Consider the following 12,154-nt stretch of genomic DNA (forward strand, 5'->3'; position numbering starts at 1 on the left):
TGTCCTGTCGATGGTGGGCCTACCCTGGTGCGGTGCCGCGTCCGCATCGGCTCCGCCCCCGCGACTTCACCGCCGACTGGCCCTCGGCTCCAGCCACCACCGCCATCGCCGAGGCGGTGCGCCTGCTCGCGACCAACCTGCGCACCGTCCTGGGTGCGATCAGTGTCCGCGACGCCGCCGTCCGCACCGGCGTCCACCACTCGGTCATCGCCCGAATCCTGGCCGGAACATCGTGGCCCGACGCCGAAACCATCGCCCGCCTCGAAACCGAACTCGGCGTCCCCCTGTGGCCCGTGCTGGCCCGTGGGGCCTATCAACCCCGACACGCGGTGCAGCATTCCACGACCGAACGAAGAAATTAACCCGTTCACGGCGCCCCGATCTCCCGCGTCACCGGTACGCCGTGCGTGCCTCTCCCATATGGGACATACGGCGGGGTACCGTTGAACGCGGGTCGTCTGATGTGACGAACCTTTGTGTGAGGCCCCGCCCGGGAGCCCTACCAAAGCGTCGGGCGGGGTTTACGCATGTCTATGCGGCCTGGTGATACCTCCTGGTGTTGACGAATTTCCTCAATGCGTGCCGGCCGCGGTCATCGCGTAGGCATCGGCAGTCACACCGATCATGGTGGTCGCATCCGGATCCTCCCGGCGAACGAAGAGCTGGCGAATCGGCTCGGCGGTGACATCAACGACCTCACCGCCCGGCCGGGCTGCACCCGGAGACGACGAAGTCGGCGCAGGCTCGTCGTAGCGCCAGAGGCCGGCACCGACCCGCGACACCCCGGACCCTTCCTTGGCTGACAGACGGGTCATCGCTAGATTGATCGAATGACCTGGCCGGATCGGTCGCTCCCAACCACGTTCGACCAGCCAATCGGCCAGATCACGGGCCGCTAGGACCTGTCCCGGGCGTTCCGCGATGATCTGCCGGATCAAGTTCGTCACCGTCCCCGCCGGTGACCGATTGCCAGGGCCGCGCCCGTGCCCGGACTTCACCAAGGACTTCTTCGGAGTCGTCGGCTTGCGGGTTGGCACCGGCTTGGTTGCCGTTGGGCCCGCGACAGGGGCCTCGGGCACATCGACAGCTTCGCGGGTCAGGGATTTGTTGTCGGTGATCCGCAAGGCGGCCAGCCGCTCACACATGGCACGTAGCTCGGCGTCGGGCTCGACAAGGCATTCCATTCGTTGCGCTGCCTCGAAGAACGTGACAACGTCAGCGAGAGCGTCGAGCACCTTCCGCTGCCGCTCTGCGACAGCCGGTCCGATCGCATCGTTCACAGAGCACACACCTCCAGTGGTCGCCGGATCATCACACGGAGAATAGGGCCACTGCGAGTGCGGTGGTGGTGCGACGCGCCCGTGACCAGCGAAAAGGCCCGCTGTGCTGCCAGTGTGCACCCAGTGATGCCACGGCGCCCAGCTCGGCCACAGTGCAGCCCTAGCTTGTGCAAAGTCCCACAAGCAGGCGAATCGTGGTGGACCTATTGTCGGATCTCGATGTCCTTGGCGCACCGTACTATTGGCTGCGACCGACGCTGGGAGTTGACTCCGTGCTAGTTAGCGGTGCGAAGCTGTCGTCGATGCGGCGAGCGGTCAGTTCAACCTGAATCAGTAGAGAAACGAAGGCAGGTATGACTGCTGTTCAAGAACGCCCCATCGAAGCTGAGTTCGCCTACATCGATGAGTCCGGCGACACAGGAGCTGTCGGTAACGGGGGTTCGTCGACCTACACGCTCGGATGCGTACTGGTGCCGATGCGGACATGGACTGACTCGCTCGACTACCTCGTCAATCTTCGCCGCAACCTAAAAGAGTCGTACGGCCTCCTAATGCGCGAAGAGGTCAAGGCCAACTACCTTGTCGGTATCAAGAAGGTGTATCGGGAACTCGGGCTCGGTGATGGGCAGGTCCGGGACATCTACCAGCGCCACATCGATGCCGCCGTCAGCGTCTCAAGTGGTGTGTGCTCGCTCGTCGTGCACAAGTCCGAGATCAAGAAGCCAGACATCGATGTGTTCGAGAAGGCGTGGGAGTACCTGTTCACTCGTCTACGTAAGAGGAGCGAAGAATCGGGCAATCCCATCATGATCATTCATGACAAGGGCGAGGAAGAGCGCGTCCGGAAGCATCTGCGTAGGTTCCGCCGAAGCAACTGGCAGGGCGCTGGCTACGGCGGCGCCCGCATGCTGATCGAAGACTCAGTCGGCCGTGACTCCCAGCACAGCTACTTCATCCAGCTCGCCGACCTTGTGGCGTACGCGGGTTCACGGCACGCAGTACCAACCACTGGTAGGACCACCAAGATCTGTGATCAGACAATGTGGGATCGGCTGGAAGCAATCCAGATCAAAGAGGTGAGCACGCGCAGGGACGGCATCTACAAGTGGCCACCGTAAAAAAGGGAAGGCGCCACAGTGGGCGCCCTCCTTGACGGCCAACCTACCCCGACCACGCGGTCGGATCAGCCAGCACTCATAGTCTGACATAGAGCCGCGGTTTTAGTACCGATCTGTCCGTGACGTCACAACATCGTTGTTGTCCCGTAGGGGAGCATGTGGCCTGCGGCCACGAAGTCAGCGTGGTGGCGATACGTAGGCAAAGCCCTTCCACAAGGGCCACCAAGCGCCAGGCCGAGGAGCTCTGCAGGCAGCCCAACAACCGTTTCAGGGTGGCGTTCTCGAGGTCATTGAGCTTGCTCGCGTCATCGAGCCTTCCGCCCACGACCGAACCAGCGGGGTCAGGTCAACCCTGAGTCCACCGCGAGTTAGCGCGGGGGCTCAGGGTCCGCACCGGCCTACGCGGCGTTGCCGTCCACCGCCTTCCGGAACCGAGCCTCACGGCGCGTCCACTGGGCGTCTGAGCCGCGGCGCCAGAAGCTGTAGCTGTTGGGCTCGGTGGTGAATTCGAAGCCGAGCAGCTTCAGCAGCGCGATTTCGAGGTCGAGGCCCTGCCGGAGCGCCGTGTCGAACTGGGGGTTCGGCATCGGCTCCCGTGCCGACGGCAGCGCGCTGTACAGCTTCGTGCGCTCATACCAGTGGTCGCCGACATAGTCGTTCCAGGTCGCACGGGCGAGGTCGGATGCTTGTGCTTGCGGAGGGCCGTCGGGGTAGAACGGGGCAGCGTAGGCGAGGTACTTCGACAGCCAGTCCTGGGTGCGGATCACCTGCTGCATGAAGAACTGCGGGTCATCGCTCCGGGGATCTACGCAAGCGTTGAGGATCTCACCGTTCACCATGAACATCGTCGGCTCGAAATGGTCGAGATCGCAGGACTCTGGCGGGGCGTAGCCCAGCTCGGCGAGGGCGCGCTCGATGCGGTACTCGTCGAGGGCCAGGGCCCCGACACAGAGCAGGATCCACTGCCATTCCGATCCGCCAGCCAGATGGCGACGCCCCGTCACCGTCTCGCCGCGCCGGTTCAGCAGCACATGGCCGCCCTCGTGGGCGAGGATCCGCTCCAGGTCTTCGGCCTCGCGGCGCCGAAACTCCGGCGCGTTGAGCACGATGACGGAGTCGTTGGCGGTGGGGATCGTCTTGGCGCCCACCACCCCTGAGCCGCGGACGGCGACATAGTCAGGGTCACCGGTGATTTCGCGGACCTTGGTGACGAGGTTGTCGGTGACGATCACCTCCACGCTGTCCTGGGTCGCGCCTATCGCCACCAACCCGGTCTCGATGGCATCGAGCTGGCTCGAATCGAGCCCGGCGCCTTCGGTTGTCAGATGCATCAGCATCTCCTTCATCAGGCCGAGGTACTCGTCCAGATGGAACGCGCAGGCGAGGTGGCTTACCATCGGAGAGTCTGGCCAAAGACGCGTCCGAGGTCGTCCTGCCGGTGTTCCGCTCCGGCAGGGCGCCTCGGCGATAACGGTGGGATTACTCCCGGTTGCCGAATCTTCCTCCGGCAACTCATCAATCATATATGTTGGGGGTGACAACCTCCGTCAACACAACAGCTGGTGTTGCGAATTGCAGGCCAGGCAATGCGAGGCAACATCTGCGGGCGAATGTCGAGGTCAGCAGTGGGTCATCCGAACTGCTGAGCCTAGGGCACGCGAGCACACGTCGGTCTTCGGCGAGATCTGTGTTCTCAGCGCTGATGCCGGGCCCGGCGACGGCGTCCTTGCCGCAGTCCGGAGTCGACCTTGGCCCAGAGATCGGTTCTGCCAGCACAGCCGCCGAGTTATCGCAGACAGTGTGCGGACCTACGCGGCAACTCGCTACCGTGGCTATCTGCTGGATGTTCCCCGACCTCGAGAAGGTTTGCCGGAATCGTCGACGAGGGCGGGGTCCAACCTGGTCGAAACCCTCTGGGGCACTGACATTGAACACCGACGGAGCACCGCCCCTAGTGGGGCTGTAGGAGTAGGTCTGGCCCCATGAACGGGATCTGGATCCCCTCGATCAGCTGGACGGCGCTAAGCCTGCTCGGGGCATTCGGGCTACTGCGATCTTGAGCAGCAGGTCAGTTCGCATGCGCTCAAGAATCGGTACAACAGCACCTGCGGGGCCTTGGGCCGCGCCTGTGGCGGGTTCCATCGATCGATGCTCTCACCAAGCACTGAAGCAAGATTGAGTGAACGACCTACCGATGAATCCGACCACTGAATCGTCGTGGCGGTTGCGAATTGTTAGCGAGACGAAGATTTGACCGATGCATCGTGACGAACGAGTCCGGAATCATGGGCTCCTGTTAGGCCCAATGCATGTCGGTGCCCCGCCGTATTCTGGCGCCGCTCGGAGATTGCCGGGCGAGACATCATGGGGCGAGGAGCCGTTCAGTGAGCGCGAACCAGTATCGAAACCAGCTGACCACCAAGCGCAAGCAGCGCGTCGACGCTGAGAAGAAGGCCGGTGAGTTCAGGACCAAGGAGTCGAAGAAGCGCGGCGAAGCCGCAGCGGTTCGACTGGCGGCCTCGAAGACCAAGAGCGAGTCGATCGCTAAGAGCAAGCTCCGCGAGGCTGAGCGCAAGGACAAAGAAGCCGAGACCGCCGGAAAGGAAGCTGGTAGGTGGCAGGAGCGGGCCAGCAACTATGCCAAGAGTGAGGCTGATCTACAGGGCAAGCTCGCCAAAGCAGAGAAGTCCGAAGCCGACGCTGCCGAACTCAAGCGCAAGCGAGACGAGCAGCGTGCTCAGCGGCTCGCAGCCGGCCAACAGGCCGAACTCGAATCCCGGATCGCGAATACCGAATCCGCGGTCGACCGCGTGCTTCGCCGGCTGCCGACGCCGAAGCCCGAAAAGCTGCGCGTGCTCATCCTCGGGGCAGCAGGTGAGGGTGATCTTCGCGTGGGCCGCGAGCAGAAGCGGATTCGCGCGGCTGTCGAGTCAGCTCTTCATCGCGATCAGATCGAGTTCGACGTTCGCCCTGCGGCGACGCCGGCGGACCTGCTCGACGGGATCGGTAGGTTCCGACCTCACGTGGTTCACTTCTCCGGTCACAGCGATGATGATTTCCTGGTGTTCGAACAGGACACCGACGAGCTCAATTCGGGCACGGACGTCACCGCTGGGGCGTTTGTCCGCGCGATCCAGGCGACCGATACCCCGCCGCTGCTGGTGATGTTGAACTCGTGTAATTCCGCAGCTCAGATCGATGATCTCGTCGCCGAGGTCGTGCCGTTCGCGATTGGCATGGCTGACGAGATCGAGGACGGCGATGCGATCAACTATGCCGCTCAGTTCTATGCCTCCATCACCAACGGCCAGTCGATCAACTCCTCCCACTTGTCCGGGCGATCCGCTCTCGAACTCGCGGGGCTAACTGGCGCTGACCTGCCGACCCTTGTGTGGGCTCCTGACGTGGATCCGAGCGTGACGATCCTGGTCAAGCCCATGGACTAACTGCACAACAACTCCTGACCGCCCAAGTCTGCTGGTCTGATCGGTCGTGCTGTGGGCGATCTGCGCTTCCGACTGCATGATGCGGTTGTCGCCGCAGGATCGACATGATTGGGCTGCGCGGGACCGTCGCACCGATTCAAGATCTCGATTCCATGGGCAACGACCATCGGATGCATGGGCAACAGCGTGTTAGGAGCCAGCATTTCTAGAGGTCAGCGGGTTTCGCAAACTGCCCACAAAGACAAGAGGCTCGATCCCTTCGGATCGGGCCTCTTGTCGTTTCCGGGGTCAGCGGCGTACCAGGCGCAGCAGGGCCGCGCGCAGATCCGGCCGGGGGGCGGCGGCGTCGAGTTCCAGCAGGGCCGTTTCCGCGATCGCGGCGACCAGCAGGACAGCCACCGGGTGCGGGTCGGACCAGCCAAGGGCGGCCAGGTCGGTGCGCAGCAGCTCGGCGGCGGTGGCGTTGCGGGCCGAGACCGCGCCCTGCAGGCCCGCGTCGGTGCGCGCCTGCACGAGCAGACCCTTCGTCGCCGGTTCGGCCAGGCAGCCGTCCAGGTAGGTGGCGACGACGACCGTGAGCCGTTCTTCTCCTGGTGCCAGCTCGGCGATCGCGGTCTCGACCCGCGCGGTGAGGTCGTCGTGGAAGGCGGTGTGCAGGGCGAGCAGATAGTCCTCGCGGCTGGGCCAGTGCTGATAGAAGCTGCCCTTGGCCATTCCCGCCTCGGCGGTGATCGCGTTGACCGACAGCTTCCCCAGATTCGCGGTGGCCAGTAGCTGCCTGCCCGCGTCAAGCAGCGCGCGCCGCCCGGGTCCGCCGTCCCTCATGAACTCAGCTCCGCGCGGGCGGACAGGAATTCGCGCACGGTGTCCAGGAACAGCGCGGGTGCCTCGGCGAAGGGCTCGTGGCGGGTGGCCAGCACGGCCACCTCGGCCTTCGGCAGCGCGCGCCGCACCCCGCGCCTGCTGAGCAGCCACGGATTGATCGGATCGCGGCTGCCCCAGACCACCAGCGTGGGCAGGTCCGGCAGCGCCGGTCCGGCGGACAGGTCGACGCGCGGGTCGTCGAGGCTGCGCCACAATCGCCGATAGACCGCCAGCCGCACCGGATCGCGCGAGACCTCCCGCGCCCGTTCGAGAATCGGGCGCACCCCAACGTTGCGCGCGGAACCCAGATACATCCGCGCGCACGGGACCACCGCCCGCCGTGCCACCCCCGGTGCCGCCATCATCCGGAACATGGCTCTGGTCAACGGGTTCCACGGCGCGAATCCCGCGGGCTGCACGAGCACCACACCGGAGATCCGCGCACCGGCGCGCTCGGCCAGCCGCACCGCCGCGTACCCGCCGACGCTGTTACCTATCACTGTGAAAGAACGGAAACCTTTGGTATTCAACGAATCCACGACCTGCTCGGCGATCTCGCCGAGGGACTCCACGCCGAGCGCGTCGATCTCGGTGACCGTCGACGCGCCGTAGCCGGGCCAGTCCACCGCCGCGATCGCCCAGTCCCGGCCCAGTTCCTCGATGATCGAGTCGAAATCGCGATGATCGCCCGGATTGGCATGCAGCAGAAGCAGTCCCGGTGCGTCGCCGGGCGCCCGGCCGCTGAGGTGCACGGCCACCTCGCCATAGGCGGTCGAGACCGTATGGATGGCGTTCATGAGGTGCGCCGTCGGTGCGCGGTGTGGATCTCCATGTACCGACGGTACGTATGACCGACCGGTCGGTCAAGGCTTTCGACAGCGCTGAGCACGCCCGCCGCGGACGGTATCGATCAGGACTTGCGGGCGATCAGCAGGTGATGCGGGATGGGCGGATTCGCCAGGGTGTGCTGCTCGACGGTGAGTCCGGCCGCGGTGAGCGCGGCGACCACCTCGTCGACCGGGCGCAGCCGGAATCCATAAGCGGTGAACGGCATCTTGGCCATCGCCTCGGGATCGCCGATGCCGACCACGGCCGTCGCGCCCGGACGCAGCACCCGCGCGAGTTCGGCACCGGCGGCGGGCAGATCGTCGAGGAAGTAGACGGTATTGGTGGTGATGGCCGCGTCGAGGCTCGCCTCGGGCAGGCCAAGCGCGGTGAGCGAGCCGTCGGTGAGTACGAGCCTGCCCGCCGCCGATTCCATGGCGAAGCGGGCGCGGGCGCGGGCGAGCATGTCGGGGGAGGGCTCGATGCCGTGCACGGTGCCCTCGTCGCCCACCCGCTCGAGCAGCAGGCCGAGGCCGACCCCGCCGCCGAAGCCGATATCGGCGACGCTCGCGCCGGGACGTGGGGCGGCCGCTTCGACGGCGGCGGCGATGGCGCGCTTGTTCCCCCGGTTGAGGACGAAGGCCACCCCCTTGCCGAGCAGGCCGTGCGGATTACCGAGCTGGTCGGCGATGGTGGCGAGCAGGCGATCCTTGACCCCGGTCATCCGCCCATCGTAGGGGGCGCCAGGACCCTGGATTCGCGCTGGTGAGGCGAAGATCACAGTGCTTCCGACGGGGTGGTTCCCGGGCGTTCCCCGGGCGATTTCACGCCGTTCGGCGGACCGTTCGCAACCGGTCATCCGACCGGTTATCGACCCCTGGGAAGGTGTTCGAGCCGGATTGCTGTGCGCAGGTCATGTTTGCAGCGTTGTAAACCAACTTGAGGTTTCTTTTATCGCGTTCCGATCTCGGCAAACCGAAAATCCATGGACGAATCCGCAGGTGATGGGCTATGCGCCCGACGCGGATGTGATCCGGGCAACCGGTGCGAACAATCCGATGACGCGGCAACGATCGATGCCCGACGGGTTGTCCAAGGTTTGCGGAAGATGAATTTCTGGTGTGGCGCGCGCCTCGATCCGGGTGCCGCCGGAAGTTTGCTGCGGGTGTGGAAATCGCTGCCTCCACACATGTTTGCCGCTTCGCAATTCTTACGCCGGACCTGCGCGTTGGGGGTTGCATGGGCATAACGATTGTGTACAGTTAACGGCAACGCTGGCCGCAGCTGAGCTCGACTCGCTGCGGCCAGCGGAACTCAAATGGGGGAGTTCGACACCTTCTCGTTACCTCGCGTAGCTGCCGATTGTCCGGCGCTGTCCCGCCTCCGGTGTGCTCGGAGTTGCCTGCCGCGCAAATGCACGTACAGATGCGAGTTCAGGCCCGTTCCAGGGCGTTGTCCACAGGTGCCAGCCACCGCTGTGCCGGGTCCGGCAGCGCGGCAGGCGCGGCGGCGAGCGCGTCCTGTTCCTCGGCCACCCGCCTGCCGATCCCGAAGACGTAGCACAGGAACAGCGCCTCGGCGGTGAACCCGAAGGCGATGCGCACCGGCGCGGGCAGCCCACTGGGCGTCACGAAGCCCTCCAGCAGGCCGCACACCAGCAGCACCACCACCAGCCCGAGCGCCACCGTCGCCGTGGCGCGGCCCTGGCGGGCCATCGCGGCGGCCCGGCTACGCCGTCCGGGGTCCACCAGCGTCCAGCCCAGCTTCAGCCCCACCCCGCCCGCGACGAACAGCGCGGTGAGCTCGAGGGTGCCGTGCGGGAGGATGAAGCCGAAGAAGGAGTCGAGGCGGCCCGCGTCGGCCATCAATCCACCGGTTATCCCCAGATTCAGCGCGTTCATGAACATCGCGTACACAGCCGGGAGGATCAGCACGCCGGTGAACAGGGCGATGGCCGAGACCCAGGAATTGTGGGTCCACACCTGTGCGGCGAAGGCGTCGTTGGGGTGCTCGGAGTAGTAGGTCTCGAACGAACCCCCAGGTCCGGTGATGCTCGAGAGGTCGCCCTCGGGAATCCCCAGGGCCGAGCGGGCGGCCGCGGAGTTGTCCACAAGCACCGCGATCACGGCGGCCACCGCCAGGAAAACGACAGTTGTCCCCACCCACCACGGCCACGCTCTGTACACAGCCGCGGGAAAGTGCCTGGTGAAGAACCGGCCCACCTCGCGCCAGGGCTGGGAACGCGCCGCGAGCACCCGGCCGCGGGCCCGGGCGAGCAGCCCGCTGAGCCCGGCCACCAGGTCCGGATCGGGATGGTGGCCCTGCACCCGGGCCAGCTGCTGGGACGTCGCGCGGTAGAGGCGGACCAGTTCGTCGGCCTCGGCGCCGGTGAGCTTGCGCTGGCGGACCAGCTGATCGAGCCGATGCCACGATCGTTGATGCGCCCAGCTGTAGGCATCGGTGTCCATATCGGGAATGCTAGCCACATGGCCGAATTCACCACCGGCGAAGCGGTGGCGCTTGACCTGCCGCTGGCTCGTATCCCCAGCCGCGCGGGCGCCTTCCTGATCGATCTCACGCTGCAGGTGTTCCTGGCGATCTCGATCGCCTACGTGGGCATCATCGTGCTCACGGCCGCCGACGCCGACTCGGCCTGGTTCGCGGTACTCGGCGTGGTCACCATCGTGACGGTGCTGGTGGGCTATCCGGTGTGCAGCGAGACCGTCTCGCGCGGGCGTTCACTGGGCAAGGCCGCCTTCGGGCTGCGGGTGGTGCGTGCCGACGCGGGCCCGGTCGACTTCCGGCACGCGCTCACCCGCGGTCTGGCCGGGGCGATGGTGGATTTCTGGATGCTCGGCGCGTTCGGTGCCGTCGCGGTGATCACCTCGCTGTGCTCGGCGCAGGGCAGGCGCGTGGGTGACGTACTCGCGGGCACGGTGGTTGTGCACACCCGCCAGGCCATGCCGCGTCCCGCGCTCGCGGCCGCCCCGCCCTGGCTCACCGGCTGGGCCACCCAGCTCGATCCCGCCGCCGTCTCCGACGAGCTGGCGGCGGCCATGCGCCAGTACCTGACCCGGCTCACCACCCTCACCCCGCCCGCCCAGCACCACCTGGGGACAGCGCTGGTCGAGGCGGTCTGCCGGGCGATGCGGTGCGCGCCGCCCGCGGGTTATCCCCCGTATCACGTGCTCGGCGCGGTTCTGGCTCGGCGCCAACAACTTTCGCGCGGCTGAGCCTGTGGATAAGTCATCCCTGTGGACAACCTGTTGGTGAACCGGTGGATGAACTGTGAGTGGCGGTGGACAACTCGGGTTGTCCACCATTCACAGGGAGCCGGATTGCTTGAGTTCCAGGTACTCGTCGGCTAGCGCTTCGGCCAGTCGATCCGGTGACGCGGTCACCACGGCCACCCCGCGACGGCGCAAGGACTCCTGCACAACGGCCCTTTCCGCCAGCACCGTTTCGGCGGCGGCCGCTTTGTACACAGCCTCCGCTGTTCCACGATCCCGGGCGGCCGCGGCGATCTCCGGGTCGGTGACCGACACGATCAACACCCGGTGCCGCCGGGTGAGTGTCGGCAGCGCGGGCAGCAGGTGTTCGGTGACGGTCGGCCCGTCCAGACCGGTGAACCAGACGATCAGCGCCCGCTTGCGCACCCGGGAGATCACCGTGCGCACCAGGCCGCCGGTATCGGTATCCACAAGCCGTGGGGTCACCCCGGCGAGGGTGTGCATAAGTCTCAGTGGCAGTTGATGACCGGCCACACCGCGCACCTCGGCGCGCACCGCGCGGTCGTAGGCCAGCAGGTCGACGGTGTCGCCCGCCGCCGCGGCCAGCCCACCCAGCAGCAGCGCCGCCTCGATCGAGGCGTCCAGCCGGGTGCCCGCGCCGACCCGTCCGGCGGCCGCGCGGCCGGTGTCGAGCACCATCAGCACGTGCCGGTTGCGTTCCGGGCGCCAGGTGCGGACCAGCACGTCGGTGGCGCGGGCAGTCGCGCGCCAGTCGATGCTGCGCACGTCGTCGCCCGCCACGTACTCGCGGAAGGAATCGAATTCGGTGCCCTGCCCCCGGGTATTGGCCACATTGCGGCCCTCGAGATGGTGCAGCCGCTTGACCTTCGAGCGCAGCAGCCGCTCGCTGCGGAACGCGGGCAGCGCCCGCACCCGCGCGGGTACATCGACCCGGCGCTGCCGTCCGGCCAGCCCGAGCGGGCCGAGCAGGCGCAAGGTCACCGGGCCCGCGGCGCGATCACCGCGATAGATCGGAGTCAGGCTGGTGCGCAGGCGGATTCGGGTGCGCGGGGCCAGGTCGAGATGATGGGTGCCCAGGTCGGGGCGCGCGCTGTCCGGCCAGGAATCCCACAGCATGCCGCGCACGGTGGACGTGCCGGTGTTGGTGACCACCAGTTCCACCTCGGTGCCGCGTCCGAGCCGCACGATCGTGAGCGGATCGCGGGTGAGGGTGAGCGCCTCCGCGCGGCCCGCCAGACCCACATCGACGAGCAGCAGCGTGCCCAGCAGCAGGCACGCGCCGAGCACACCCCAGCCCGACGGCACCGCGAACATCACCAGCGCCGCCGCGGCCGTGGCGAGCAGCGCGAACCGTCCCGTGACGACCACGT

General features: G+C 66.5%; 11 protein-coding genes. 4 read left to right on the forward strand and 7 right to left on the reverse strand.

Going from position 1 to position 12,154, the window contains the following annotated elements; genetic code table 11:
- Positions 1 to 32 precede the first annotated feature (32 nt).
- Positions 33 to 362 (forward strand): helix-turn-helix domain-containing protein, encoded by a 330-nt coding sequence (locus WA675_RS13675; protein ID WP_336084638.1) that lies wholly within the window; start codon positions 33 to 35, stop codon positions 360 to 362.
- Positions 363 to 572: 210 nt separating this feature from the next.
- Here the strand turns inward: WA675_RS13675 and WA675_RS13680 are convergent, their stop codons facing one another.
- Positions 573 to 1,280, reverse strand: a complete 708-nt coding sequence (locus WA675_RS13680; protein ID WP_336084639.1) for a hypothetical protein — start codon at positions 1,278 to 1,280, stop codon at positions 573 to 575.
- 353 nt (positions 1,281 to 1,633) lie between these two features.
- Between WA675_RS13680 and WA675_RS13685 the strand changes: the two genes are divergently transcribed.
- Positions 1,634 to 2,398 carry a DUF3800 domain-containing protein gene (locus WA675_RS13685; protein WP_336084640.1) on the forward strand — a complete coding sequence of 255 codons (765 nt, stop codon included), beginning with the start codon at positions 1,634 to 1,636 and terminating at the stop codon, positions 2,396 to 2,398.
- Positions 2,399 to 2,796: 398 nt separating this feature from the next.
- On the opposite strand, the gene WA675_RS13690 is transcribed toward WA675_RS13685, so the two are convergent.
- Positions 2,797 to 3,795 carry a hypothetical protein gene (locus WA675_RS13690; protein WP_336084641.1) on the reverse strand — a complete coding sequence of 333 codons (999 nt, stop codon included), beginning with the start codon at positions 3,793 to 3,795 and terminating at the stop codon, positions 2,797 to 2,799.
- Between the two features lie 987 nt (positions 3,796 to 4,782).
- On the opposite strand from WA675_RS13690, the gene WA675_RS13695 reads away from it, so the two are divergent.
- Complete coding sequence (locus WA675_RS13695; protein WP_336084642.1) at positions 4,783 to 5,844, forward strand: CHAT domain-containing protein; 1,062 nt, start codon at positions 4,783 to 4,785, stop codon at positions 5,842 to 5,844.
- A 288-nt stretch (positions 5,845 to 6,132) separates the two neighbouring features.
- On the opposite strand, the gene WA675_RS13700 is transcribed toward WA675_RS13695, so the two are convergent.
- The 4 genes from WA675_RS13700 to WA675_RS13715 all read right to left on the reverse strand — a co-directional run bounded on the left by WA675_RS13700 (position 6,133) and on the right by WA675_RS13715 (position 10,001).
- Positions 6,133 to 6,669 (reverse strand): TetR/AcrR family transcriptional regulator, encoded by a 537-nt coding sequence (locus WA675_RS13700; RefSeq protein ID WP_336084643.1) that lies wholly within the window; start codon positions 6,667 to 6,669, stop codon positions 6,133 to 6,135.
- Complete coding sequence (locus tag WA675_RS13705; protein ID WP_336084644.1) at positions 6,666 to 7,505, reverse strand: alpha/beta fold hydrolase; 840 nt, start codon at positions 7,503 to 7,505, stop codon at positions 6,666 to 6,668. Before WA675_RS13705 ends, WA675_RS13700 begins: the two co-directional genes overlap by 4 nt.
- A 113-nt stretch (positions 7,506 to 7,618) precedes the next feature.
- The gene (locus WA675_RS13710) at positions 7,619 to 8,257 is read right to left on the reverse strand and encodes a methyltransferase domain-containing protein (protein ID WP_336084645.1); all 639 of its coding nucleotides are present in this window, start codon (positions 8,255 to 8,257) and stop codon (positions 7,619 to 7,621) included.
- 709 nt (positions 8,258 to 8,966) lie between these two features.
- Positions 8,967 to 10,001: a stage II sporulation protein M gene (locus tag WA675_RS13715; protein ID WP_336084646.1), complete on the reverse strand. Its 1,035-nt coding sequence runs from the start codon at positions 9,999 to 10,001 to the stop codon at positions 8,967 to 8,969.
- Between the two features lie 18 nt (positions 10,002 to 10,019).
- Here WA675_RS13715 and WA675_RS13720 point away from each other — a divergent pair, with 18 nt between their 5' ends.
- Positions 10,020 to 10,766, forward strand: a complete 747-nt coding sequence (locus WA675_RS13720) for an RDD family protein (protein WP_336084647.1) — start codon at positions 10,020 to 10,022, stop codon at positions 10,764 to 10,766.
- A gap of 90 nt (positions 10,767 to 10,856) precedes the next feature.
- On the opposite strand, the gene WA675_RS13725 is transcribed toward WA675_RS13720, so the two are convergent.
- Positions 10,857 to 12,152: a DUF58 domain-containing protein gene (locus tag WA675_RS13725; RefSeq protein ID WP_336084648.1), complete on the reverse strand. Its 1,296-nt coding sequence runs from the start codon at positions 12,150 to 12,152 to the stop codon at positions 10,857 to 10,859.
- Positions 12,153 to 12,154: the final 2 nt, after the last annotated feature.

It is taken from the genome of Nocardia sp. SSK8 (assembly GCF_037034205.1).
Taxonomy (GTDB): Bacteria; Actinomycetota; Actinomycetes; order Mycobacteriales; family Mycobacteriaceae; genus Nocardia.